Raw genomic sequence first — 25,846 nt, 5'->3', positions numbered from 1 at the left:
CCCACAGCGCAAAAGTGAAACGCTGTGGGGCCATATCATTACCACTTACTCACGATCTTGCCGTACATCTGGCGCTTCTTTTCCTCAAAACGCTGGACCAGGACGATCACGGTGTCGCCCACCATGAAATCAGAATCCTCGTGCTGGTAGGAATAGCTGCACATACAGACGGTGCCGTCGGGCAGATTGCAGAACACACCTCCGCCGTACTTCCCGGCGATGGTGGCGTACCGGCGGCTGCCCACGGGGTGGCGCTGCTCCGCGCCGTCAAAGGGGTTGGACTGGGTGGCCTTCACCGAAATCTGGAGACTGTCCTTCTCCGGGTCAAAGCCGGTGACAACACAGTCCAGCTCCTCGCCGGGGTGGTACTCCTCCCGCAGGTCAGGGATGGCGGTGTACCGCAACTCTCGCTGGGTCAGATTGATGTCATGGCCGTAGCACTCCACCAGGCACCGCCGGGGCCCCACCGACAGCACCCGGCACTTGACCTGGGCGCCGGTTCGGTTCAGGCCGGGACGGTGGGCGAAGAAATACCGCTGGGACCGGGCGGCCATGCGCCGGGAGGCCACCGCCACGCCGTTCTCCCTGTCCACCTTGATGATGATGAAGTCGATGGTCGCCCCCACCATGTTCTGGAGCACGAAGTCGGGCCGGGCCTGCTCCTGCTCCCACATCTCGGTGTCGGGGATGACCACCCGCACCCGGAAGGGCACCACGATGGCGCAGTACATGGTCTTTTTCTCCATCGCTCCGGTCTCTTTGTTTCGGACGCTGATGTGGAGGGGGTCCACGCCGATGATGGTGCCAGTGAGGGCGCTGCGGCCTCGGTAAGAGGCGTAGATGGAGTTCCACTCCTGGCGCTCCTCCGCCGTCAGGCCACGGTCCAGGGCGTTGAAGTCCAGGCCGTAGAAGCTCTGCCGGTCGCTCTTCTGGGGCGGGACCGGCTCCGGGTCGGGCGGTGGGGACGACGGGGAACTGGGCTCCATCCAGAAGGGCCTCATGACGGAGGGTTCCTCCGGGACATCCGCAGACTCCTCCGAGGACGGCTCAGGCGGGTTATCCGTTCCCTCTCCCTGCTCAATCTCCAAGCCCTCCACAGAGGTCGTGTCCGTGTCCTGGGGCGGCGACTCAGGCAGAGTGACCTCCTCGCCGTCAGCGTGCGGAGTCGCGTCCTCCTGGGGGACATCAGCGGGCGGCTGGTCCAAGCTCTCCACGACCTCCTCCGGGACCTGGGGCTCCAGCTCCATGTCATTGACCTGCTCGGGTTCCTCGGGAACAACTTTCTTTCTAGGCATAACTTTTTCCTCCTGAAAATGTATTTTTTACGGCCCATTGGAGCCATAAAAGCAATGTGAGCCGTCCGACTGCCGGGCGGCAAAAAAGTGCTTGGGCGGCAAGGCCAGTCCCTCCGGAGGCGTGCCGCTGTCGCTGATCCAGACAATGCGCTCCGACCGCTCCCGCTGGATGAGCCGGGGATCGGAGACATGGGACAGCCTGGCCACGGAGAACAGCTTCAGCTTGTCCCCACCCAGACCGAAGCGGAGCAGCCGGGGGCTGTCCACCTTCACGATGAAGTCCTGGGGTGCGCCCTCGCTCAGCTCCAGCATGACGTCGATGGCCTCCAGCCGAAGGGTGTCGGGCTGGCCCCGGGCCAGGTAGACAAAGCCGCCGTCCAAGTGGAAGTCCCCCAACCCGGAGCGGAGCTGCCGCAGCATGGCAGTCATACGGGCATCGCCGATTTCAAAGTCTGGGCGCTGAAATTTCCCCCGCACTAGGGCTTGGAGCTGACTGGTTCTGACACAGCCCAGCTTGCGCAGGACCTCCAGGATGTATTTCTGCTGATTGGACAAAAGCACAGTTACCACCTCCCCGGCGGGGCGCTCATGCGGTTAAGCTCCGGATCCACCAGCAGGTCGCTCTCGCTTTCAGCGATGCAGTTGAAGATGGTCGCCATGGTGTAGGCGGTGGAGTTCTTGACCTCCCGGTCCAGGTTGGCCCGCAGCTTGCGCTCCGCGTCCCGCAGGATCATCCCATCCAGCAGCTTCAGCCTGGCCCGCACACGCTTCTGAGGCAGGGTGGCCCCGCCCACACGGAAGTGATCCAGGTAGAAAAGCCGCTCTATGGCGTTTTCAAACACCCGGGCCACCTCCGGAGAGAAACACGAAAGCTCACAGGCGTCCAAAATGCCCATGAGCTCTCCCTCATCGTCTGTCTGTCCGCCCGCGCCTCCTGCGCTGACTGGCTGACTGACATCAGTATAGCTGGAATCAATATGACTGAGATTATTATAACTTGACCGCTGTTTTGGCGGTTCTGCAACCGTCATTCCGGCGGTTCTTGAAACGTCAGATTGGCGGTTCTGGACTGGCGGTTTTGGCGGTTCTTCTGCACCCGCACTGTAATCGGCGGTTGGCTGACCCGTCAAATCGGCGGTTCTTGAACCGTCATAGTCAGGCTCCTCCGGGACGAAGGGGGCGCAGGTATAGCTGGGATCGTCCTGGGGCTGAACGTGAGCCAGATAAATCTGATTGGCGTCACCTCGGCCACACCGCTTCTCCCAGATCAGGTTGAGCGAGGCCAAGGTCTGAAAGGCCGCCGTCACCCGCTTTTCTCCCACCCGCAGCTCCCGGGCCAACTCCTTCCGGGGGAAGATGACAAAGACCTCGCCGTAGTCGTTGACCCAGCCGTTCCTGCGGGAGAGCTGGAAGCGGTTGAGCAGGAAGGTGTAAGTCACCTTGGCGTCCAGGCTCATGTCCGCATACCGGGGATCAGAGAACAGCCAACGGGGCATCTGCATGTGGTATATGGTTTGCACGTCCCCCTGCTTCATCAGGGAGAAGCTGGGGCGTTCTTTCATCTGTGCGGCCCTCATTCGGGGTCACCTCCTGTTTTTCTTGAAGTGGATTATTGTATGTGATAAAATCAAAATGACAAAATCGCGGTTTGGAGGGATATCAAGTGCAACGAACATATTTTATGAAAACTAATAGAATTGGCTTCTCCAAGTGGAGATCGGAAGATATTGAGTTGGCAAGAAATCTGTGGGGAAATCCGAATGTGACAAAGTTTATTTGTGCTAGTGGCCGTTTCATAGAGGAAGATATTGAAAGCCGTTTGGAAATGGAAATTGCAAATGAAAGCAAGTATCAAGTACAATACTGGCCAATTTTTGATTTGGATTCTAATGACTTGATCGGCTGCTGTGGATTAAGACCGTACAAAGAAAAACAATACGAGATAGGGTTTCACCTGCTACCGAAGTTCTGGGGAAAAGGATATGCGACAGAGGCGGGTCGCACTGTAATTAAGTATGCTTTTCATTATCTTTCAGCGCTGCTAGTAACGGTAGGCGGTTGGCCCTCTCGACAGAGGGCAGCTTCTTTGCCCTCTGATCTCACGAAAGGGGGGCTTGCCCAATGGTCACATACAGTGAACTGTTCCAGTACTCACTTGTCATCATCGGCATTATCGGCCTCTTTATTGCGGCCAATAAAAAGAAGTAACCGCCCTCGGTTCCCCAACCCGGCGGTTACTTCAATCGTCTAACTAGGGGGCCACCCGCTTACCGGCAGCGCCCTTTCTATTCTCAGTATAACCGCATATCTTGATTTTGTCAATGCCCTGGGCCGTCCTGGCCTGGGGCATTTTATGCCGTGTCCCCGTGTCCGCTACTTACACCGTCTATCATGGCAGCAGTGAGCCGGTCATGATGGCGGCGGAGTATGCCGACATTCCTGCCGACGCCATAGCCCGGTATCTGGTGGAGCGGTGCGGGGTGGACGCCATTTTCGGGGGTGACAGCCATTGAGGGACAACATTTCATTCCTTGTTGAGCATGGCGTTCCCCTGGAGGAGATTCAAAGCCTGTTGGCGGATGGGCATTCTCTGGAGGAGATTACCGTCAACGCCCGCCGCATGGTGGAGCGTGGGGAATCTCTTTCCACTCGGAAACAGGCGGAGCCAGAGAGGCGGGTCAGTGTTGAAAGTGTCAATACCGCCCTCCGGGAGCTGGGCGTCACCCCAAATGCCATTGACGGGTGCCTGAGCTGCATCGCAGACCAGAACCGGTACAACCCGGTCAAAACATATCTGACCGGCGGCACCTGGGACGGTGAGGATCGTTTCCCGGAGATTTTCCGGATTTTGGGCGTCACCAACTTCAAGCACCAAACCTACATAGCGAAGTGGTTTTGCCAGTGTGTGGCGCTCGGGCTCAATCGAGAGGACAATCCCATTGGAGTCGATGGTGTTCTTGTCCTGCAAGGCCCCCAGGGGCTTGCCAAGACCTCTTTCTTCCGTATCATGTCTCCCTTCCCCCGCTGGTTTGTGGAGGGCGCTGTGGTGGATATGGGGAGTAAAGACAGCCTGATAACCGCCCTCAGCGGCTGGATCACGGAGCTGGGAAAGCTGGACAGCACTTTGAAAAAAGAGCAAATGAGCCTGAACGCCTTAGTTCAACCTGCTATGATCTCAAGCAAATCAGGACAGATATTAAGGGCTTCTTCGAGGATCAATTAGGTTACAACATTTTGCTTTCCGAATATTCTACATTTCCTTTGGACCCCAATATTGGCACATTGAACAACTGTCTACGAGTGGTTGATGAGCGGGCTGATATATTTGTTTTGGTTGTAGGGTGTCGCTATGGTAGCGTAACTGATGCAGCACGGACTCCTGGGTCTTGGGCTTCAGCGCGGACATTTCCGCCGCAACGGAAATGGTGAGCTTGCCCTCCGGGTTAAACCGCGCCAGCACCGGGTCTTTGATGCCTACCAGCTTCACGGAGTTCAAAAGCTCCTTGAAATTCTCGCTCTCGGTGTCCACAGAGAAGTTATTGAAAACGGATTTCTCCAAACAGGCCGGATGGAGGGTGATAAAATAGGTTTATCCAAAGGATCAAACAGATCACCCGGCTGACCAGGCTGATTCCTGAGATTGTCTACGGATTTATTGATAAAATCGTAGTATCCAAGCCCGATAAGGTGGATGGCAAGCGGTATCAGCGGATGGACATCCACTACAACACCGTCGGCCTATGGGTAGCATCCGGCCTGGAGGAACTGGACCGGGAATACCTGATCTACTACAGAGTCATGCAGAAACGCAGGAAAAAGACAGCGTAGCCGCAGCTACGCCATCCAAATAGAGTAAAATTGTACTTGTTAAGCTGCCCACGGGGAGCACTTCTTAATGGAGCACTCCCTGTGGGCAGTCCGATTTATTTATGGGCTCATTCAACTGCGGCGGCTATACACCGATGGATACTCCCCGCCCCAGACAATTTTACGGTATTGTTCCGGGTCGGTGTCCCCCTCGGTAGAGAACATGAGGACCCGACTGGTTTGGTTCAGTTCCAAGGCCTGGCACAGTTCCTGATAGGAACCGTCCTCCATAAGGGTGGAGATCAGGCCCATACCTACCGCTCCGGACTCGCCGGAGGTCATTGCGGTATCCCCCTTCACCGGTGCGGCCAGCATCCGTATTCCCTTGGCGCTCACCCAGTCGGGACAGGAGACAAAAGCGTCTGCATAGTCCCGGAGGATATCCCAGGAGATGGTGTTAGGCTCACCGCAGGCCAGGCCGGCCATGATGGTCCGCAGGTCGCCCCCTACCATCCGGGGCTTGCCGTCCCCGACCAGAGCTCCCTGGTAGTGGCAGTCCGCAGCCTGGGCCTCCATAACGATGAATTTGGGCGGATTGTCGGGGTACAGATTGACAAAGTATCCCACCACAGCCCCGGCCAGGGAGCCTACACCCGCCTGAACGAACACATGAGTGGGCTTCTCACCCAGCTGCTCAGCGGCCTCCCCCACCATGGTCCCATAGCCCTGCATGATCCAGGAGGGAATTTCCTCATAGCCCTCCCAGGCGGTGTCCTGTACCACCACGCCGTGTTCCGTCTGGGCGGCCTCGGCGGCGGCCATGCGGACGCAGTCGTCGTAGTTGACCTCCTCAATGGTCACCTGAGCGCCCTCCTTGGCGATATTATCAAAGCGGCTTTTGGCGCTGCCCTTGGGCATGTGGATCACCGCCTTCTGCCCCAGCTTGCTGGCCGCCCAGGCCACTCCCCGGCCATGGTTGCCATCGGTGGCGGTGAAGAAGGTGGCCTGGCCGAAGTCCCGGCGGAAATCCGGGCTGGTCAGGTAGCTGTAGCTCAGCTCTGACACATCCTTTCCCAGCTCCCCGGCGATGTACCGGGCTATGGCGAAGGAACCGCCCAGCACCTTAAAGGCGTTTAGGCCGAAGCGGAAGCTCTCATCTTTGACGTACAGACCGCCCAGGCCCAGATGCCGGGCCATTTGCGGCAGTCCGGTCAGCGGTGTGACCGTATACTGAGGAAAACTCCGGTGAAACGCCCGGGCCTTTGCCACATGCTCTTGTGACATCACGCTCACCCACCGGCCGTCACCTTTTGGCATTTGATTCAGAGTCCATCTGATTGCTTCCATCTGCAACTCCTCCATTTCCTCGCAATAATTTCAAAGTGAATGTTGGTTATGGATTGCCCTGGGCAGACCTGGCCGCCTTTTTCAGGTCTGGATTGGCCTGTGTACACATGTTGTGGTATTGAAAATATACCCGGCTGTATTCGTCATCAAAAAATTTTGAGATGATCTGAATGTGTTGAATCATGGCCTGATTTGCGGCCTCTCCGTCATTTGCGGCGATTGCGTCCACAATCGCGCTGTGCTCCCGAAAGGACTGCTCCGCCCGGTTTGGCAGCGAGGTGATTGCCATATGATAAGGGGAGGTAATCATATAGATCCGCAGAACAAAATCGGCCAGAAAATGGTTTTGCGCAACATGCATGATCTGGTCATGGAGCTGGGTGCTGAGCATGGAGTAGGAGCTCACATTGCCGTCCTGCAACGCCAGCCGCATTTGATCCAATATTCCATACAGGCATGCCGCATCCTCCGGGGCGCATTTTTTTGCCGCCATAAAGGCGGTAAGCCCCTCATTAATCTGACGGATGTGGAGCAGCTCCCTTAACTCTTCAAAGCTCAGCTGATGGACCGTTGCGCCGCGGTTTGTCTCATGCTTTACCAGGCCTGCGGCGGACAGCCGCTCGATTGCCAATCTTGCAGGGGTGCGGCTTACGCCGAATTGGGCCGCGATCTGTGCCTCCACCAGCCGGTGCCCCGGTGGAAGCTCACCTAAGATAATTTGCCGCTGCAATTCATTAAAAATCTTTTCTACCTCACTGGAAGCCCGCACATTGGACATAGAACCTCTCCCTTTGAGTAAAAATAGAGTTATACTTTTTTATCATAACATGAAACGGTCGGAAAGGCAAATCCAGCCGGGATTGGCATGTTGACCAAAAAATGAACGAGTTTGATGTATAATATGTCGATATTTTTGTTTTTCCTTGACAACCGCGCAGGAGTGTGATATTTTAAATTCATAAATTGCATGCAATTTTGTATGATTTTAGTATGCAATATAGAACCAGGCACTATGCAAACCGCAATGGATGAAGGAGGCACATTTATGACCGCACAAGAATATGGCCGCCCAAACAAACTCTTTACCCCCGGACCGGTCAACATTCCAAACCGGGTCTCATTGGCATCAATTCAAGCATGCTACCACCATCGGGTAGATGAATTTGCCCAAATTCTGACCGAGACCCTGGAACTGATGAAGCCTGTTTTTGGCACACAGCGCCAGGTATACCCGGTCCACACCACCGGACGGGGAGCAATGGAAGGGGTTATCAACAATATTCTGACGCCGGAGGACAAGGCTATTGCCATCTGTAACGGCAGTTTTGGGGCTATGGCGGCCAAAATGATGGAACGCAACCACATCCCCTGCGTCCGCTGCTGGGAGGGCTGGAGCGACAACGTGGACCTGGAGGAGTTGGAGCGGCTGATCCGCCTGCACAAGGCCACCGCCATCACTGTAGTCCATAACGATACCTCCAACGGCCTGGTCAACCCCATCTGGGAGATTGGAAAGCTGGCCAGAAGGTATGACCTGATGTTGATTGTAGACTGTGTCAGCGCGGCGGGGTGCGCCCCCTTCCAATTTGACGAGTGGGGTGTGGACGCCGTTGTGACCGCCTCCCAAAAGGGATTGATGTCCCCGGCCGGGATGAGCTTTTGTGTGCTGAGCGAAAAGGCGGAAAGAGCCTGCGCCGCTATAGAGTCCCATGACTTCTATATCGACTTTAAAAGCATCAGAAAAAATCTGGAGAAAAACGGCCAGACCCCCGGTTCCACTCCAGTCAGTCTGGTGCTGGCGGTCCATGAGGCTGTGAAAATGATACAGGAAGAGGGGGTGGAACAGGTCTTTGCCCGGCACCACGATCTGGCCCGCCGGACCAGGGCTGCACTGGAGGCCATGGGCTTTCAGCTGTTTCCAAAGAACTGTGCCTTCCGCAGCGACTCTCTGACGGTAGCGGCGCCCCCTGACGGCCTGGATGCCAGCGCGCTGGTGGCCCATATGCGGAAGCGGTATCATATTCAAATCGGTGGCGGCCTGGGTGAACAGGCGGGAAAGACCATCCGAATTGCCCACATGGGCTATTGTTACATGGAGGACATGCTCCAGTGCATCGCGGTTTTGGAGGCCGCCATGGCGGACTTGGGCTGGAAGGAAGCGCCCGGAGCCGGACTGAGCGCATTCCTGGCCGGAGAGGACAGCTGAAATGCTGAGTTGGAAGGATGTACAACAGGCGCGGGAGCGCATTCGGCCCTTTGCAGTCCGGACCCCGCTGCTCCGTGCGCCGGCTTTGGATGCCTGGCTGGGCTGTCAGGTCTATTTAAAGCCGGAAATGCTGCAGCGGACGGGCTCTTTTAAGGTGCGGGGGGCCTCCAGCCGCATGACCTTGCTCACGGAAGAGGAGCGGGGCAGAGGTGTGGTCACCGCCTCTTCCGGGAACCACGCCAAAGCGGTGGCCTATGTGGCCCAATGTCTGGGCATTGACGCGACAGTCATCATGCCTGAAAACCCCAATCCCGCCAAGCTGGAGGGCATCCGCAAACTGGGGGCCAAGGTTCTCTTCTGCGGAACCCAAACCGGGGAGCGTACCGCAAAAGCCAGGCAACTGGCCAAAGAGGAGGGCTATGTGCTGGTCCACTCCCACGCCGACTTCTATGTTCTGGCCGGACAGGGGACCATTGCCCTGGAGGTTTTGGAGGATGAGCCGGAGCTGACCGCCATCGTCACCCCGGTAGGGGGCGGCGGATTGATCTCCGGCACAGCTACGGCGGCCAAGGCCATTCAGCCATCCATCCGGGTATTCGGCGCAGAACCGGCTCAGGCTCCCCGCTATGCCAAAAGCCTGGAAGCGGGAAAAGCCCTCACCATCCAGACCGGGTACACCATCGCGGACGGCACCTGGTGCAGCCATGCGGACGCCGGTAATTTTGAGCTGATCCGCCAGCGGGTGGACGGCCTGTTTCAAGCGGAGGAGACATCCATTCAAAGTGCCGTAGCCCTCTGCGTGGCCGAGGCCAAGCTGGTGGCCGAACCCTCCTCAGTTTTGGGGATTGCGGCGGCTATGGAGGGCAAGCTTCCAGTCCGGCCTGAGGACAAGGTCTGCTTTGTCCTTACCGGCGGAAACAACGATCTGGCCGTGCTGGAGCGCGCGCTCCGCTGCGGAACTGGTTTTCAGGAGGGATGACAGATGGGAAAGACCAGCGCAGAGAAGATTTTTTCCCGGAAAACGGGCGCCGATGTGAAAGCCGGGGATGTGATTATGGCGCAGGTGGACGCCGCCATGTCTAACGACGCCTCCGGCCCCCTCACCATTGAGATTTTTCACAAGATGAAGGCCAGCCATGTCCCCTATCCGGAGCGGATCGCCTTTATTCTGGACCACTATGTCCCCTGTCCGGACAGTAAAGTGGCCAAACTCCAGCAAAGTGTATTTGATTTCAGTGAACAGTATGGCATCCCAGTGTGCAGAGGGGGAGAGGGGATCGCCCATCAGGTATTTGATGAGCGGGGCTATGTCCAGCCGGGCCGGCTGATTGTGGGCGGCGACTCCCACAGTACTACCTATGGCTACCTGAACTGCCTTGGAATTGGAATCGGCTCCTCTGACATGGCCATGGTATTCCAGAGCGGTGAGCTGTGGTTTAAAGTTCCGGAGACCATACGCATCGACTTCACCGGCAGGCCCGCACAGATGGTCGGCGGAAAAGAGGCGGCGCTGTGGCTGATCCGGCAGCTGGGGGCCAATGGCGGAAATTACAAGGCGATTGAGTTCGGCGGAGCAGGGCTGGCTCACCTCACAATGGACGACAGAAAGACCATCTGCAATATGATGGCGGAGTGCTGTGCCAAGTGTGCCATTATGCCCTTTGACCAGGCGGCGGAGCAGTATTGCCGGGAGAGAGGGCTGTGTACCGATGGAGCTGTGTTTCCGGATGACGATGCGCACTACTGCCAGCGGCTTACTGTGGATCTGTCCCAGGTAGGGCACATTGTCGCCTGCCCCCACGGGGTGGCCAACGGGGTGGAGCTGTCTGAGCTGGCGGGCAGACCGGTGGATATGGTGATGCTGGGCACCTGCACCAACGGCCGGCTGGAGGACTTTCGCAATGTGCACCGGCTTTTGAAGCAGGTTCCGGGGCAATTTCAGGTGGAAACCCTGGTTGTGCCCGCCTCCCGCGCTGTATACCTGGCTATGACAGAGGAGGGGATTACAGCGCAGCTGCTGTCCCGGGGAGCTGCCATCCTCCCGCCCGGCTGCGGACCCTGCTGCGGCAGCAGTCCCGGCGTTCCCAGAGACGGATTTACTGTGTTGTCCACCGCAAACCGAAATTTTTTGGGCCGTATGGGCAATACCGCTGCCAACATCTATCTGGGGTCCCCTGTGGTCGCCGCGGCAGCGGCGCTGACCGGCAAATTTACTGATCCAAAGGAGTTGATAAGCTGTGACTCAATTTGAAGGGACCGCCTTTTGCTTTGGTGACGATATCAACACAGACTATATCATCTCCTCCCGCCGCAAACGGGACACTTTGGATGTTGAGATTTTAAAGCAGTATCTGATGGAAGATATTCGCCCCGGATTTTCCCGGGAGCTGCACGGCACTTCCATCCTGGTTGCCGGAGAAAACTTTGGATGCGGCTCCGCCATGGAGGTGGCGGCTCAGGTGGTTCGGGGCAGTCAGATCCCGGTAATCCTGGCCAAGTCCTTTGCCCGCAGTTACTACCGCAACGCTGTCAACAACGGAATTCTCATTGTGGAGCTGGATACCAGCTCCATCCGAGAGGGGGACAGGCTTCGGGTCACTGTGGATGAACAGGGCATTTTGACGCAGGACCTGGACACGGGACTGGCGGTCCGATGCCCTGGCCTTCGCAGAGAGCTGGAGGAGATTATCCTCAGCGGCGGGCTGATTGAATATGTCCGGCAAAAAAACAAAAAGGAGGGTTGTTGACTGTGGAAGAGAAAAAGGTCAGCCGTCAAAGTCTGCGAAAGGCGTTGACCGGCCCCTCGCAGAAGGCGGCTGCTGCGGTGGGAATTGTCTGGATGCTGTATCAAATTCTGATTGCCGCACAGATGATCTATATGGTGCCTCACAAGGTGCGCATTGTCCATTTGGGGTTTGCCCTGGTGATGATTTTTCTGCTGACCCCTGTACTGCGCAGGTGCCGGCAGGACCGGATCGGAATATTTGACTGGCTGCTGGCTGCGGTAGCCGCGGGCGTATTTATTGGGATGTTTGTACGGTACGACTCCCTGATTAAAATGGGAGGCCGCTGTGCCGATATTGACGTGGTGCTGGGCATTCTGGTTCTGATTCTCATGTATGAGGGGGCCCGAAGGGTGGTCAGCCCGGGGTTGAGTGTGCTGTCGCTGATTGTGCTGGCCTATGCCTTTTTTGGGCAGCACCTTTCCGGCATGCTGGCCACTACCGGCTACAGCCTGAAACGGCTCATCAACCACCTTGTCCTGGGGGGCGAAGGGGTATTCGGCTTTGCTCTGGGGGTGTCGGCGGAGACAATCGTGGTCTTTGTCATCTTTGGAGCCATCCTTCAAGAAGTAGGCATCTCTGACTATTTCTATGACCTGGCCAACGCCATCGCCGGCAGTTCCCGGGGCGGTCCCGCCAAGGTTGCGGTTATTTCCAGCAGTCTGATGGGCATGGTCAGCGGCGAGACCTCTGCCAATGTGGCCACCACCGGCGCGTTTACCATTCCGCTGATGAAGCGGGTGGGTTACGACAGCAACTTTTCCGGCGCGGTGGAGTGCGCCGCCTCAGCGGGCGGACAGATTCTCCCGCCTGTGATGGGAGCCACCGCTTTTATGCTTGCCGATACCCTGGGGATTCCCTACATCCAGTTGGCAGTAGCGGCCATCCTCCCGGCGGTATTGTACTATGTCAGTGTATTTTCCACCGTTCACTTCCGGGCGGTCCGCCTGAATCTGAGCAGCAGCGGTGATGACAAAAAGGCCTGGATCGACTTGCTGAAGCGCTCCTACCTTCTGCTGCCCATGGTGGGAATTGTGGTCCTGCTTGTGATGAATTACACCCCCACCTTCGCGGCCTTCTGGGGCGGCATTGTAACAGCACTGGCGCTGTCTATGCTGCGGAAAGAGACCCGCCTGAACCTGGACAAGCTGGCCCGCATCCTCTACACCGCCGCCAGAACGGCCATGACTTTGGGCACCGCCACCGCCGTGGTAGGTATCGTGGTGGGCACCTTCTCCCTTACGGGAATTACGATGACCATTGCCCGTATTATTTTTCAGATTACAGGCGGAATCAAACTGTTTACTTTGTTTATGACCATGCTGGTGGCTATGGTCCTGGGCATGGGACTGCCCACCTCTGCCGCCTATGTGCTGGCCAGCATCAGTGCCGCACCGGCCCTCACCCTTGTGGGGATCAGCGATTTGTATGCCCACCTGTTTGTATTTTACTACGGCTGTATGTCTACCATTACGCCTCCGGTAGCCACCGGGGCCTATACCGCCGCCGGCCTTTCCGGAGGAAATCCCAACAAAATCGGTTTTCTTTCCATGCGGCTGGCCGTAGCCGGATTTATCGTTCCGTTTGTTTTCATCTACACCCCCGATTTGCTGCTGACAGGGGATGTAAATGTGGCCGCCACACTGTTCGGCTTCTTTGTAACGGGAGTGGGGCTGGTATTCCTGTGCGCCGCTATTGAAGGGGCCATGTTCAAGCCTGTGGGGCCCGGACTGCGCGCGGCCTTTGCTGTGATTGCACTGCTGTTAATCTGGCCCAATGTAGTTGTCTCTCTGATCGGTCTGGCTCTGGCCGCGGCCGTAACCGCGGTTGTGGCTGTGGCCGTTCATAGCAAAAAAACTGCGAGTCCTTAAATTTTACAATATCGGAGGAAAAAAACATGAAAAAAATCACCGCACTGCTGCTGTCTTTCGCCCTGTCCCTAAGCCTGGCCTCCTGTGGAGGCAGTCCCGCACCGGGCAGCGCCTCAACGCCTTCCGGCAGCCAGACTCAGCAGCCCGTCCAGCCCACCTCAGGCAGGACGCTGAGCCTGGGAACTGCCAGTCTGGGCGGCAACTTCTTCACAATGGGAGCCGCCGCCGCATCAGTTATTATGGACGGTACCGGTCTGGCGGTTACCGCGCAGGCCACTGGCGGCAGCGTGTATAACGTCGGCGCCGTGAACGACGGCGAGCTGGACATCGGCATGGCCCAGGCCAGCGCCGTGGCCTCCGGCATCAACGGAAGCGACAGCTTTGAAGGAGCCGCCACTGCGGACGTACGCACACTGTTTAATTACAGCGCCACTCCAGTGCACATTCTGGTTCGCAAGGGCCTGAACGCCAAGGACATCACCGACCTGACAGGCGCGAAATTTGAATGCCTGGCCCCGGGGGACGGCGTGGAACTGGCAACCATGAAGCTACTGCCTATGCTGGGCATCCCGCTGGATGATGTGAAGCTGGAGTACAGCGGCAGCCGTGTCCAGGCCTCCTCCCGGATGAAGACCGGCCAGGTGGACGCCATTCTGGACGCCACCGGTCTGGGCGCTTCCTGGATTGCCGACATCTATGGCGACGGGTCCGACTGGGTACTGCTGAGCCTGACTGACGAGCAGGTCAGCACAATTACAGAAGGCTCTCCCGAGTACTCCCGCATGGTGATTCCGGCGGAGACCTACTCCGGCCAAACTGGTGAAGCTGTTACAGTAGGTCTGTGGACCACCGTGTTCTGCAATGCCAGCATGGACGACGATACCGCCTATGGCATTGTAAAGTCTATTATGGAGGGCAAGGAGAGTCTGGTAAAAGCTCACAGCTTCTTTACGGACCTGGACCCCGCCAACGTGGTGGATGCGTGCATCGCTCCGCTCCACCCCGGCGCGGAGAAATATTATAAGGAAGTCGGGGTACTGTAAGTAAAACGCTTTATTGCGGGAGCGCGTACTGAAAAACGCGCTCCCGGCACTACTTCAATTTTGAGAGGAAATCAACATGAACAAAACATTTGTTGGCCGAATTGGATTTCGCTATACACAGGAGATTCGCCGTCCGGAGCCCAAGTGGGCAAAAAAACTTTTAGATTACTCAACCTGCAACATCTCAGACGGGATGGATAAGCTGTATACTATGGACTGCGGTATCCGCCAGATGTTTCCCAGTTCCAGGTTTGCCGGTCCTGCCGTTACGGTAAAGGTGCGGTCAGGAGACAATTTTATGCTCCACAAGGCCATTTCTATGGTCCAGCCGGGGGATGTTCTGGTTGTGGAGACACAGGGCTGCAACGCCTACGCCGTATGCGGCGACCTGATGGTGAGCTGTATGGCCAAGCTGGAGGTGGCTGGCCTTGTGGTAGACGGTACGGTGCGGGACATTGAGACCCTTCGGGAAATCGGCATGCCTGTGTTTGCCCGGGGAACTGTGTGCGGCGCGGGGGACAAGGACGGTCCCGGTGAGGTCAATTTCCCCATTGCCTGCGGCGGTGTGGTTGTAAACCCGGGTGACCTGGTTATGGGCGATGATAACGGCGTGGTGGTGGTACCGCAGGATGATGTGGAGGCTGTAATTGCCGGGGCTGACAAAAAGCTGGCGATTGAGGCCAAACGCCGCAAGGAAATTGCCGCCGGACAGTATGTAAAGGGCGGATTAGACGAAATCATGCGTGCAAAGGGGATTATCCAATAGAGATATGATGAAAACCACACAGAAATAACCGCAGTGACTGTATGGACAGGACTTTTACCCTTTGAGGATGGATAAACTCTCCCCCTCCTGAATAGATTGTCAGGAGGGGGGATTGCTTTGTCTGAAAAAATGCTGTCCGCCGGGAAGGGCGCGCTGTTCCTTACGGCGCTGAGCGCCGTCTCCCAGCTGCTGGGCTTTTTCTACCGGGTGGTGCTGTCCCGGCTGGTGGGGGCGGAGGTAATGGGGCTGTATCAGCTTATCATGCCGGTGTACTCGGTGATTTTGTCCCTCACCGCTGTGGGGCTGACCTCGGCGGTGTCCAACCTCACCTCTCAGCACCTGGCTCTGGGCAACCGCAAGGCGGCGGACCAGACCATCTCCACCTGTCTGCGCATATTTTTCTTGCTGCTGCTGCCCATTGGAACCGCGGTGATTCTGGATTCCGACGCCATCTCTGTATACCTTCTTGGGGATGCCCGGACCCAGTTGGGGCTGATTCTTCTCATCCCCTGCGTGGCCCTTACCGGAGTGGAGAACTGCCACAAGCACTTCTTCTATGGCTCCGGGATTGTGCGCCCCCCGGCTATCGTGGAGCTGCTGGAGCAGTTTGTCCGCACCTTTGCGGTGATTGCCCTGCTGATGATGTTTCTGCCCCAGTACCCGGAGCGGGTGGTGGGCCTGATTGTTGGCGGGATGGTCATCTGTGAAATATTTTCCTCCTGCACCCTGGTAATCCTCTACCGCCGCCGGCGGGGGGCGCTCACCGGACGGGGAGAGGAGGGGCGGGTGCGCCGAAGACGCATTTTTTCCATCGCCCTGCCTGTGGGTCTGAACGCCCTGCTGGGCAATCTGCTGGGGGCGGCCAATTCCGCCCTCATCCCCCAAAAGCTGGTGGAAGGGGGCGTTGACCGGTCTGCCGCCGTGTCCCGGTTCGGGGTGGTGTGCGGGATGACCATGCCCATGCTGTCTCTGCCCATTGTGTTTCTGGGGGCGCTGAACCTGGTGCTGGTCCCCCGGCTGTCCCGGGCCTGTGCCCTGAACCGGCCCGCCGAGGCCCGGCGGCTGGTGTCCCAGGCTATCTCGGCGGTGTCACTGCTCACACTGCCCTGCATGGCGCTGATGGTGGTGGTAGGCCCCGACCTGGGGCGGGCTATGTTCCATCAGGACGGCGTGGGGGACTATCTCATCCCTCTGGCCTGCGTCATGGCTATGAGCTGCGGCACCTCTGTGCTGGCCTCCTCCCTCAACGGCATAGGCCGCCAGCGGACGGTGGCCGCCATTTCCCTGCTGGGAGGGGCGGTACAGCTGGGATTTACCCTGGCTCTGGTCCCCCTGCCCGGAGTTGGAATGGGGGGCTATGTGGCCGGTGCGGTGGTGTCCACCGCCCTGGAGCTGGGGCTGTGCCTGTGGCAGACCGTACGGGCTACCGGTCTGGAAATACAGCCCTTCCAGTGGATGGCCGCCCCTGGCCTGTCCGCCCTGCTGGCCGGGCTGACAGGAAACCTTCTGTTCCGGGTCTTGAAGGACAGCGGTCTTTCCCCTGTCTCCGCCGGACTGGGAACAGTACTCTTTGCGCTGATTCTGTACCTGGCCGCCCTCCAGGCCCAGGGAGTCAAGGTCTGGGAGACCCTGCGGCTGGATTGGTAATACATATTGACTATAGCGAACATCAAAAATCCTGACAGCCGGGTCGACCACTGGCCGGCCCCAACAGATGATTTGCAGGGGCCGCCGTCCTCGGCGGGCCCGCTGGCCTCTTCCGCCTCATTTGAGGCGGTTTTTTGTGTTCAGACAGATCAGCCGCCCTGTGCCGGGTTTGGCACAGGGCGGTCTTTACACGTTGTCCGATTGAAGGGGAATCTGGTTGAAAATCTCTTATATCAGGTGTTTTCCATAAAGTTTTTCAGCATTTGCGCCGCCTGGGCACGGGTCGCTGTTCCATCAGGGGCGAGCTGATCTTCGTTGCAGCCGCTTAAAATACCGTTTTCTACGGCCCAGCACAGCGCATCCAGGGCGAAGCCGCTGGCTTGGTCTGCGTCCGCAAAGTCGAGGGTCTGGCCGCTGGGCGCGGGACTGCCTGCGTACTTCCAGAGCATAACCACAAATTGTTCCCGAGTGATGCTGTCGTCGGGGCCGAACTGTCCGTTGCCATAGCCGCTTGTGATGCCGTTTTCTGTGGCCCAGGCGATACTGTCAGCATACCAGGCGCCGCCGCTGACATCATCAAACTCACTTGTCGGCTCCTGCTCCGGACAGCCCTCCAGACTGTAAAGCACAGCTGCCAGCATTCCGCGGCTCATGGCCTGGTCCGGGCTGAAGGTGGTCTCACCGGTGCCGCTGAACAGCTCGTGGGCACTGGCGAAGGCCACCGCGTCCGCCGCCCAGCTTGTGGACGGCACGTCATCAAAGTCCTTGCTGTTGTCCACAATCTCCACCGTGGCGGAACCGTTTAGGGGAATGCTGAGGCTGCCATCTTCCACCATACTCTTCCGGATGGTCTCCCGGGTGCCGTCTTCATGGACCAGCACCGCTACGGTGCCGGGACCGGCGTCCTCCACCGGGACGGTAAGGGTCAGGCCGCCGGGAAGGCTCTCCACATTCTCGCCGCCGGCGGTCAGAGTCAGCACAACCGCCTGGTCCGTCTGCTCGGTCACCACGCTGACGGAGCCCCCTGGGCCGGACAGGGTGTCCAGCGCCTCGTTGGGGATGGTCACGCCGGCAACGGGGGTGGAGATGGTGAGCGCCGCGCTGGTCTGGTTCCCGATCTGGCTTACCGTCGAGGCCGGGATGGTAACTTCCGTTTTGGTCACGTCGCTGGTGATCTCCGGTTTGATGACAATGCTCTCGCTCTGATTCGCGGCCGCCTCTCTCACCAGCCTGCTGCCGTCTGCAACGCTCACAACGGTGCTCGCCGTGCCGTTCTGAACAGTTGTCCGGGTGGGAGTGGTGGCTGTTCCTGTGTACGGAGCGCTGCTTGTGCCTGAGCTGCTGCTTCCGGGAGTGGAACTGCCGCCTGTGCTGCCGCTGCTATCCGGCGGCGTGGTCTCGGTGCCGTCGCCGGTATCTGGCGGCGTGGTCCCTGTGCTGCCGCTGCTATCCGGCGGCGTGGTCCCTGTGCTGCCGCTGCTATCCGGCGGCGTAGTCCCTGTGTTGTCGCCGGTATCCGGCGGTGTAGTGTCGGTGTTGTCACTGGTATCCGGCGGCGTGGTTTCCGTGCCGCCGCCCGAAGGCGCTGGCGCAATTTCCACTTCAATTTCCGTTGCGGGGATACCCACGTAGTTTCTGTCGTCCTCTACCTTGTACCAGACGCTGTAGGTACCGGCCTCGACAGCGGTGGGAATGTCGCTCGAATACTCGCCGTACTGTTTCAGGCTGTACTCAATCGTGCCGATACCGGCTTTTGTGCTGCCGCCGGTAATTAGAGGCAGCGAGCTCCCGGTGTAAACCAGGTCTGTTTTTTTCTCCGGTTTATTGTCCAGCTCCACAAACGTCCTGTTAATAGATGCGGTTGCGCTGGTGGGCCAGGTAATGATGTAATTGCCGGTATCGCCCACAGCGGTCCCCGGCTGGAACGTCACCTGCTTGCCTGTGCCGACATCAGGCGTCTCGAAGGTCCCAACTCCTATCGTGAGCGCAATATTATCATTACCCACCAGATCGCCGGATCCCCAAACCGCACGCAGGACCGCATCAGTTTTCGTATCATAAAACTTGTCATCAGCGGTTACAATCGGCGTAACCGGCTTTTTCAGCGCGTTGAGAGGATAGGCGGCCTCCTGCGTGTCGTAGTTGAGGTCGCCCGTCCTCTTCGCCTTAATCGTGGCGGAACCTGTGCCCTTGATGGTGACAAGGCCGTTGCTGTCTACATCTGCAACGGCTGTATTGTTGCTGCTCCAGGTGACCGTCCCGCTGCCGGAGCCGCCCCTCACACTCAGGGTAAAGGTGTCGCCGTAGTAGACAAGGCCGGGCTTGTCGGTAATCTCCAACGGGGCCTGAGCCGTGGTGCTGATGGTGAAGATCGCTTGGGCATCCGCAACCATATAGTTGCCGCCTGTGATGTTCTCGACCTTGACGGTGTAGTTGCCCTGGTCAGTCCAATTTTCGCCGTTGTCTGAAACATATGTGACCATATACTCCGTGGCGGGGATCACGTTGTTGGCGCTGTCCCGGAGGATGACCTTGGGCTGCTTCACCTGGCCGTCATACTGGGCTCCGGGAGGACTCAGCTCGATCTGAGGCGTTGTTACAGTCTGCCGGGCAATCGTCACCTGCACGCTGCCAACGGGGCTGTCCGTATGATTGCTGTCGCCCCGGACCCTAAAGTAGACTGTGTAGGCTTTGGCCTCCTTACCGGTGGGGATGGACAATGTAAAATTGGTACCGTCCAGAGAGTAGACCATATCGCCGCCGGTGGGCGTCCCCGCCGTGACCAGCGCCTGGGCCTGGCTGGCGTCGTATTTCAGGCTGGGCACCGCCTGGGGCTCATTACCATTTTCCACAGCGGCGGGCACAGCGAAAATGGACGCAGTGGCGGCGGCGGGATAGGTGATATCATATTTCTCCTCGTTTGTGCCGCTGACGGAGGCACTTGAGGAGATGATGGTCACCTTTTTGTCCGTGCCCACGTTGGCGTCGCTGAATGTGCCGGTTACATCTTTGATCGCAATGGAATCGCCGGGCACCAGCTCGCTGTTGGGGACTGCGGCGGTCACTGCGGCGGTACTGTCACCCGCTCTATAGTCCCGGTCGCTGGCGGTTACCACCGCCGTTACCGGCTTTTTGGCCGCGCTGAACTCCCAGGCGGCGGATATGTCGTCGTAGTTGCCGCCCATAGAGCGCTCCGCCGTCACGATGATGGAGCCGCCCACGTCGCGCACGGTGAGCAGTCCGCCTGTGGTGATGGTGCTGTTGACCGGATTGCCGTTGGCATCTGTGACTATCCAGGTAACGGTCCCGCTGCCGGTGCCGCCTGTGGTGCCCAGCTGGATTACGTCGCCGTAGTAAACCCTGGCCTGGGTGCCGGTGATGGAAATAGTCTCCTGATCTGCCGGTACAATTTGATAGGTCCGGGTGTTCTTGCCGGTGAAAACATAATTGGAGTTGTCCGCCGCAGTAATTGTGACAGTGTAAGTGTCCACATCCACCATACCGGTACTGCCATTTGTACCCTTAATATCTACTTTATACTCATATTGGGGAATCAAGCGGCCGTTATCATAGACAGTAATATCAGGCTTCTGCGCAGTGCCATCGTACTTCAGGGTATCCTTGGACAGCGAGATGGTGGGGTCATTCACCGTTTTTTTGCTAATGCTCACTGTCAGATGGCCGGGAGTGGTGTCGCTGTGGTTGGCGTCGCCCAGCACCTTGTAATCAATGGTGTACGTCCCCACCGCAGTTCCGGTTGGAATCGTGGCGGAATAATTCCCGCCGCCCACCGAGTAGACCACAGTGCCGTGGTCGGAACCGCCCGCCTTGACCAGGTCCTGGGGCGCGCCGGTATATTGCAGGCCGGGGTTTTCCACCGGGGTTGCAATAAACGAAGCGGGGGCCTTTGTAATGGTGAAGTAGGCCGTACCCTTGACAATGTAGTTGCCGCCGTTGGCGTCGCTGATCATCACCGTCGCCGTACCGGCGTTGATGTTGTCGCGGTAAAATACGGCATACTCGCTTGTGTCAATACGATCTGTTCCGTCCTCCACGGTGACGGTGGGCTTGTGGGCAGATCCGCTGTACACATAGGGACCCGGGCTCAGCGTGATTTTCGGAGTAATCTCCTTGGGGCTGATGGTCACGGACACCTGGCCAGACCCGGTGTCGTCGTGGTTGCCGTCACCCTTTACCATATAATATACGGTGTATGTGCCCGCGTTGGTTTTCTGGGGGATGGTCTCCGAGTAGGTCTTCGGGTCGTCTGGGTCTATCTTCGACAGGGAATACACCACTGTGCCGCCGGTGGCAACACCTACCGTCACCAGGTCCTGAGCCGCCCCGTTATAGGTCAGAATCTTGGCCTGTGGGGAAGAAATCAACTGTGCGGCGGTACCCATGATCTCAAAGGGCACCCTCTCGTCATTAAAGGTGTAGTTTCCGCCCGCCGCGCACTTCACGATGACAGCAGCGGTGCCCTGGTTCTTGTTGTTGCTGTAGCTTACAGTGTAGTCGCTGGCCGCCAGCGTGGCGTTGTCGTCGTTCGCCTTCACCGTAACAGTGGGGGTCTTCTCGTTACCATCGTAGGCGTAGGAGTATTTCGGGGGATTGGTGGACTTATCAATCATCAAATCGTGGTCGGACAGGGTGACCGTCACGGCAACTTGCCTGGGCTTGATATCCGCCTTTGCGGCGGCGGGAATGCTGACGGCGTACTTGGTGGTATCCCAGTTTGGGGTCACATTGCTATCGTCCAGCATGACCGTCTTACCCGTACCGGCGTTGGCGTTGTCGTAGGTGCCTTTCAGGCCGTTGATCTGGACGGCGTCGCTTGGGTCCACCAGATCGCCGGTCTTCACAACTGCTGTGATATCCCCAGGGGCAATGTCCGGGGTGCCGTCGTAGTTCTTTGCCGCAATCGTCACCTCTGCCGTGACCGGCTTGGGCTCCACGGTAAAGGTCCAGGTATCGCTGACCGTTCCATAGTTGGGGACGGCCCGCTCCGCCGTGACGGTGATGGAGCCGGTGTCTGTGACGGTGAACACACCTGTGTCCGCGTCAATGGTGGAGCTGCCTGTAATGCTCCAGGTTACCGTCCCGTCTCCGGTGCCGCCGATGGTGCGCAGTGTTGTGATCGTGCCGCCGTAGTAGACATGCTCGGGCTGGCCGATAATGGTCAGTCCTCCCTGGGCCGCCTTGACGATCTCAACTTGAGCGGTTACATCCTGGAATGTGTAGTTTTTCTTGGAGATTTGAGAAACCGTCACCGTATGGGTACCGGCGGATGTCAGATCGTTATCCCACGCAATAGCATACTGGTCCTTGTCAATGATGGTTTTTCCGTCCTTGACTGTGACCTCCGGCTCATGCTTTGTACCGTCGTACAGATAGGACGATTTCGACAGCTCAATCGTGGGCTGGATGTCCTTGGGCTGGATTGTTGTAGTAGTACCACTGACCTTAGTTGGACCGACAGCTTCATAATTGTCAGTTTCAGCCGTCTGATACCAAACATTGTAATCCCCTGCGTCGAGGCCGGTGGGAATACTTGTGGAGTAGGGCCCCTGCTCCTGCGTCGCGTATTGGATTTCTACGCCGTCACGGGCCGCCGCGCCATGCAGCGTGCCTGCGGAAACCAACTCCTGGGGGCTGCCATTGTAAGTCAGAGTCAGGGCAGAGGGGGCGGTGACAATCGGGCTGATTTTGCTGATTACCAGCGTGATCGGGTCACTGGTGGCCGCATAATATTCCCCCGGCCGTTCCGGGAGGGTGACCATAACATTATATGTACCGGCGTTTGTGGGCAGGCCGTCTATATAGGTGGTGCTCCCCTGCTCCTGGTAGGAATATTGAAGGTAGGCAGCAAGCTTGGCACTCAAATCTGTACCCTTCGTTCCTTCGATCTTAACAGGCAGCTGGTCTTTTGTCACCGGGCTGCCGGTATAGGGCACGGTTACAGGGCCGGTTACGGCCCATTCAAGCGCAGGCTGGTCCATCCACCGGTCTACCACCACTGTTCTGACACTCGATATGTCCGTCAGGAGATTGCCATCGGTGTCGAAATAGGCATAGCCCGGGGCCAGCAGGTCGTCATAATTACCCGTCTCTATCCGGATCGCCCTGCTCTTCCCGGTATATGTGCCGGCGGAGAGCTCTACATCAGCGCCGGTGTAGACGTACAGAGCGCACGTTGTGCCGCTGATGGACGTGCCCGGGTCCGAGATAATCAGGGAGCCGCCCTCCACAACCTCCACGGCGGGGCCTTTGTTGGATACCACTGTACCCTTCAGCGTCAGCACGCCATTTTCAATGACCCGCAGTGCGCTGGAATTCGGCGCGGACAGGGTAAACCCATTCGTATCAAAGGTCATGGGCCTGGATATCTCATTTGGAGCATCATAGGTCTTATCCGCGTCCAGCGTATATATTTGATAGATGTCGTCGCCGGCGGCCAATACCCATACGGGGCACAGGTTCAGGCACAGAGCCAGTGTAATCATGAGACTCAGCACTCTGCGTTTCATACGATAACCTCCCAAACTCATGGGGAAACCGGCGTCCAGCACGCAAATCCCCAGCTTATTATTTTCAATTTTACCACCGGATTAGGAAATTGTCCACTGCTGAAACAACAATTTTCTTCCCGGCGCTGTGCCGTCCGTGGGGACAAAACGAAAAAAATTATACCACTTGTATCAGACAATACATTGTTTTTATTTTCCAGCTGAAGTATAATAGAAATATCGTCGATAAATGGAAGCGGGGTGAGAATTATGACTTAACCTGTCGAATTCCGGCGCGGCGGAAGGCGGCGCGGATTATTTGCTGACGGGCGCTATGCCATAGTACACATTTTATGAAGAAGAAAAAGGTGGCGAAATGAAATGGGAACTTGGACAAGCATAGATCAGGAAGCAGAGGCGATAATCCGGGGAATTTATGATGCTGAATATCCAAAACTGGTCCGATGTGCAGCCTCATATTTGAAAATCAGAAATGACGCGCTTCATGTGCTAAACAGGGCCGAAGATGTGGTCCAAGAGACCTTTGCCCTGGCTTGGGAGCGCAGAGAAGAGGTCTTATCCAAAGAAAATCGAGTGGCTTGGATGTATTCGACCCTTCAATATAAAGCCAAAGAGATATTGAGAGAGGAAAACAAGTGGATCAAGCGGCTGGTTCAGTACGAAAAGTTCTACCATCAGCCCGCCGATCCCTATGATAATCTGGAACTGAGGCTGGAGCTGGAGGGCCTGGTTTCAAAAAAGGATTTTGATCTGCTGTATAAGCACTATGTAGGGGGATACTCTTATCAGGAGCTGTGCCAGGAGACAGGCCTTACAAAATCAGCGCTGGGCGTTCGGGTACATAGAATCAAACAGAAAATGCAGGAACAGCTGAAAGAATAAAAAAATTTTTTTGCTGTGTAAACTTTTGGCGCTGAACGGTCATTATAATTATAGAAGGAGGTTTTGGCATATGGCAGGCAAAGATGATAAGATTTTGCCGTACGATCTGGAAAATAAGAGCATTCCAGACTTGGAGGCACTGCTCCAGCAAGATTTTATTGCGTCGGACGGGAGTTCTCCTGATGTTGATTATATTATGGCAATTATGGAGGTGATGCACAAAAAAGAGCAGGCCCAGCCGGATTATCAACCTCTGGACACCGAAAAGGCTTGGGAGGAGTTTAGGTCCTTCTATATCCTGGAAAAGGGCAGGACAAATTCCATTTATTACTCCGGCGAAGAAAATTTTTTTCAGACTGAAACCCCAAAGCAAACCCAAAAGCATAAAAAATCCAAAACCTTTCGCATACCCCTTTTAATCGCCGCAAGCCTGTGCCTCCTGGTCGCAATAACATGCGTGCCCGTTTTCGGTTACCACAACATTGTCCAAATGCTGGCCAGCTGGACCGCAGAACAGTTTGGATTTTATATGCCACCAAAAGCACAAACCAACCCTGAACAAATCCCCGAAGAGTTTCAGGAACTTCAAAAAGCCATGCAAGAACTCGGGTATGAGTTGATCGTTCCAAGGTTTCCAGAAGGATTCGAGGCAGGAAAACCAACCTTGGATTACTTTGCTGATGAAGATACACTAAAATTTTCAATAATGTATCAACGAGACAATGATTATTATATATTCAGTGTACATTGGGATAACAATAATGTAGTTAATCGATACGAAAAGAGCGATACCCTAGTAGGTACAGAAGTATATAATAGTACTGAACACTATTATTTAGAAAACAACGGGAACAATACTGTTGCATGGTATATAAATACTATTGAGTGCAGTATAGTTACAAACAAGACAATCTCTGATTTGCGAGAAATAATAGAATTAATGTATAACAAATGAGGTGCAATCATGAAAACTAAAAAAATTTTATCCATGATTCTTTCTATTGTCTTTATGGTCACCTTATGTACCCCGGTGTGTGCAGTCGAATCCAGAGCTAGTGACCAAATTGCTATATATAGTATGAAAGTTAATCCACATCCTGGTTATTTTTCTGTTATTTTTTCAGTAACCGGTCCTGGATATGTAGATAAGCTTGGCTGTGAGAGTATCTATCTTTACAAGATGGTAGACAGCACATGGGTGCCTGTACCTTCTCAAACCAAATTAGAAAACTATTCTGGTATGAGTAGCACAAATGCTTATGAGCACACAAACAGTATCCATTGCAGCAGTGAACGTGGAGAAGCTTACAAAATTGTTGTCACCATTTTCTCTGAGAACTCAAAGGGACGGGATACTAGAACTCAGACTTTTTACGAGATCAGTCAATAACCGAAAAGATGCTATGGATAGAAGTGCCGCATAACAGGGTTGCGATCCTGGGAATGCGGCGCTTCTGTGCATAGTAGGGGCGGCCTGTGGCCGCCCGTGGATGAAGAGCGCGCTCCTTGCCGCAGGCGGACAGTCTGCGGCAATCTTTTGCCATGCGTGACAAGCGTTTTCAGACAGCTGGGCTCCAATGTTTTACATTGGAGCTCAGCCTGTCGAAAAGAGGCCTGTCTGTCTTCATTACCAGACAGGCCACAAAGTTAATGAGGGATAAAATGTAGGAAG

At 56.5% G+C, this 25,846-nt stretch carries 22 protein-coding genes; 16 read left to right on the top strand and 6 right to left on the bottom strand.

Annotation, left to right across the window (positions count from 1 at the left end; genetic code table 11):
• Positions 1 to 38 precede the first annotated feature (38 nt).
• The 3 genes from NFS22_RS11135 to NFS22_RS11125 are packed head-to-tail and all read right to left on the bottom strand — an operon-like array spanning position 39 to position 2,872.
• Entirely contained in the window at positions 39 to 1,295 is a 1,257-nt protein-coding gene (locus NFS22_RS11135; protein ID WP_251317840.1) for a hypothetical protein, read from the bottom strand.
• Between the two features lie 27 nt (positions 1,296 to 1,322).
• The gene (locus tag NFS22_RS11130) at positions 1,323 to 1,856 is read right to left on the bottom strand and encodes a hypothetical protein (RefSeq protein WP_251317839.1); all 534 of its coding nucleotides are present in this window, start codon (positions 1,854 to 1,856) and stop codon (positions 1,323 to 1,325) included.
• A gap of 2 nt (positions 1,857 to 1,858) precedes the next feature.
• Positions 1,859 to 2,872 (bottom strand): replication initiator protein A, encoded by a 1,014-nt coding sequence (locus NFS22_RS11125; RefSeq protein ID WP_251317838.1) that lies wholly within the window; start codon positions 2,870 to 2,872, stop codon positions 1,859 to 1,861.
• An 86-nt stretch (positions 2,873 to 2,958) separates the two neighbouring features.
• Here NFS22_RS11125 and NFS22_RS11120 point away from each other — a divergent pair, with 86 nt between their 5' ends.
• From NFS22_RS11120 to NFS22_RS23725, 5 genes are all read left to right on the top strand, one after another.
• Entirely contained in the window at positions 2,959 to 3,546 is a 588-nt protein-coding gene (locus NFS22_RS11120; protein WP_251317837.1) for a GNAT family N-acetyltransferase, read from the top strand.
• A 70-nt stretch (positions 3,547 to 3,616) separates the two neighbouring features.
• Positions 3,617 to 3,808, top strand: a complete 192-nt coding sequence (locus NFS22_RS11115) for a hypothetical protein (protein ID WP_251317836.1) — start codon at positions 3,617 to 3,619, stop codon at positions 3,806 to 3,808.
• Positions 3,805 to 4,518 (top strand): virulence-associated E family protein, encoded by a 714-nt coding sequence (locus NFS22_RS11110; protein WP_251317835.1) that lies wholly within the window; start codon positions 3,805 to 3,807, stop codon positions 4,516 to 4,518. Before NFS22_RS11115 ends, NFS22_RS11110 begins: the two co-directional genes overlap by 4 nt.
• The gene (locus NFS22_RS24080) at positions 4,479 to 4,724 is read left to right on the top strand and encodes a DUF4062 domain-containing protein (RefSeq protein WP_420908864.1); all 246 of its coding nucleotides are present in this window, start codon (positions 4,479 to 4,481) and stop codon (positions 4,722 to 4,724) included. Before NFS22_RS11110 ends, NFS22_RS24080 begins: the two co-directional genes overlap by 40 nt.
• A gap of 162 nt (positions 4,725 to 4,886) precedes the next feature.
• Complete coding sequence (locus NFS22_RS23725) at positions 4,887 to 5,123, top strand: DUF4368 domain-containing protein (RefSeq protein ID WP_277614765.1); 237 nt, start codon at positions 4,887 to 4,889, stop codon at positions 5,121 to 5,123.
• A gap of 111 nt (positions 5,124 to 5,234) precedes the next feature.
• Here NFS22_RS23725 and dpaL read toward each other — a convergent pair whose 3' ends face one another.
• A complete protein-coding gene (dpaL, locus tag NFS22_RS11100; protein ID WP_251317833.1) occupies positions 5,235 to 6,449 on the bottom strand; it encodes a diaminopropionate ammonia-lyase in 1,215 nt (404 codons plus the stop codon).
• A gap of 46 nt (positions 6,450 to 6,495) precedes the next feature.
• A complete protein-coding gene (locus NFS22_RS11095) occupies positions 6,496 to 7,227 on the bottom strand; it encodes a GntR family transcriptional regulator (RefSeq protein WP_251317832.1) in 732 nt (243 codons plus the stop codon).
• Positions 7,228 to 7,494: 267 nt separating this feature from the next.
• Between NFS22_RS11095 and NFS22_RS11090 the strand changes: the two genes are divergently transcribed.
• The 8 genes from NFS22_RS11090 (at position 7,495) to NFS22_RS11055 (ending at position 16,765) form a co-directional block, all read left to right on the top strand.
• A complete protein-coding gene (locus NFS22_RS11090; RefSeq protein WP_251317831.1) occupies positions 7,495 to 8,655 on the top strand; it encodes a pyridoxal-phosphate-dependent aminotransferase family protein in 1,161 nt (386 codons plus the stop codon).
• 1 nt (position 8,656) lies between these two features.
• On the top strand, positions 8,657 to 9,634 hold the full coding sequence (locus NFS22_RS11085; protein WP_251317830.1) for a threonine ammonia-lyase: 978 nt from the start codon (positions 8,657 to 8,659) through the stop codon (positions 9,632 to 9,634).
• Positions 9,635 to 9,637: 3 nt separating this feature from the next.
• Entirely contained in the window at positions 9,638 to 10,906 is a 1,269-nt protein-coding gene (locus NFS22_RS11080; RefSeq protein WP_251317829.1) for an aconitase/3-isopropylmalate dehydratase large subunit family protein, read from the top strand.
• Complete coding sequence (locus NFS22_RS11075; RefSeq protein ID WP_251317828.1) at positions 10,893 to 11,402, top strand: LeuD/DmdB family oxidoreductase small subunit; 510 nt, start codon at positions 10,893 to 10,895, stop codon at positions 11,400 to 11,402. Before NFS22_RS11080 ends, NFS22_RS11075 begins: the two co-directional genes overlap by 14 nt.
• 2 nt (positions 11,403 to 11,404) lie before the next feature.
• Positions 11,405 to 13,309, top strand: coding sequence for a TRAP transporter permease (locus tag NFS22_RS11070; RefSeq protein ID WP_251317827.1), 1,905 nt, complete (start codon positions 11,405 to 11,407; stop codon positions 13,307 to 13,309).
• Positions 13,310 to 13,335: 26 nt separating this feature from the next.
• The gene (locus NFS22_RS11065) at positions 13,336 to 14,352 is read left to right on the top strand and encodes a TAXI family TRAP transporter solute-binding subunit (protein WP_251317826.1); all 1,017 of its coding nucleotides are present in this window, start codon (positions 13,336 to 13,338) and stop codon (positions 14,350 to 14,352) included.
• Positions 14,353 to 14,428: 76 nt separating this feature from the next.
• The gene (locus tag NFS22_RS11060) at positions 14,429 to 15,118 is read left to right on the top strand and encodes an RraA family protein (protein ID WP_251317825.1); all 690 of its coding nucleotides are present in this window, start codon (positions 14,429 to 14,431) and stop codon (positions 15,116 to 15,118) included.
• A gap of 117 nt (positions 15,119 to 15,235) precedes the next feature.
• The gene (locus tag NFS22_RS11055) at positions 15,236 to 16,765 is read left to right on the top strand and encodes an oligosaccharide flippase family protein (protein ID WP_251317824.1); all 1,530 of its coding nucleotides are present in this window, start codon (positions 15,236 to 15,238) and stop codon (positions 16,763 to 16,765) included.
• 233 nt (positions 16,766 to 16,998) lie between these two features.
• Here the strand turns inward: NFS22_RS11055 and NFS22_RS23720 are convergent, their stop codons facing one another.
• A complete protein-coding gene (locus NFS22_RS23720) occupies positions 16,999 to 23,292 on the bottom strand; it encodes an S-layer homology domain-containing protein (RefSeq protein ID WP_277614764.1) in 6,294 nt (2,097 codons plus the stop codon).
• Between the two features lie 360 nt (positions 23,293 to 23,652).
• Here NFS22_RS23720 and NFS22_RS11040 point away from each other — a divergent pair, with 360 nt between their 5' ends.
• The 3 genes from NFS22_RS11040 to NFS22_RS11030 all read left to right on the top strand — a co-directional run bounded on the left by NFS22_RS11040 (position 23,653) and on the right by NFS22_RS11030 (position 25,564).
• Entirely contained in the window at positions 23,653 to 24,174 is a 522-nt protein-coding gene (locus NFS22_RS11040; protein ID WP_251317823.1) for an RNA polymerase sigma factor, read from the top strand.
• A 70-nt stretch (positions 24,175 to 24,244) separates the two neighbouring features.
• Positions 24,245 to 25,129: a hypothetical protein gene (locus NFS22_RS11035; protein ID WP_251317822.1), complete on the top strand. Its 885-nt coding sequence runs from the start codon at positions 24,245 to 24,247 to the stop codon at positions 25,127 to 25,129.
• 9 nt (positions 25,130 to 25,138) lie between these two features.
• On the top strand, positions 25,139 to 25,564 hold the full coding sequence (locus NFS22_RS11030) for a hypothetical protein (RefSeq protein WP_251317821.1): 426 nt from the start codon (positions 25,139 to 25,141) through the stop codon (positions 25,562 to 25,564).
• The last annotated feature ends 282 nt before the right edge of the window (positions 25,565 to 25,846 follow it).

Origin of the sequence: Flintibacter muris (assembly GCF_943192995.1) — a bacterium.
In the GTDB taxonomy this organism is placed as follows: Bacteria; Bacillota; Clostridia; order Oscillospirales; family Oscillospiraceae; genus Lawsonibacter; species Lawsonibacter muris.
Note: the sequence above shows the minus strand (reverse complement) of the source record. Positions and strands in the feature narration are given on the sequence as shown.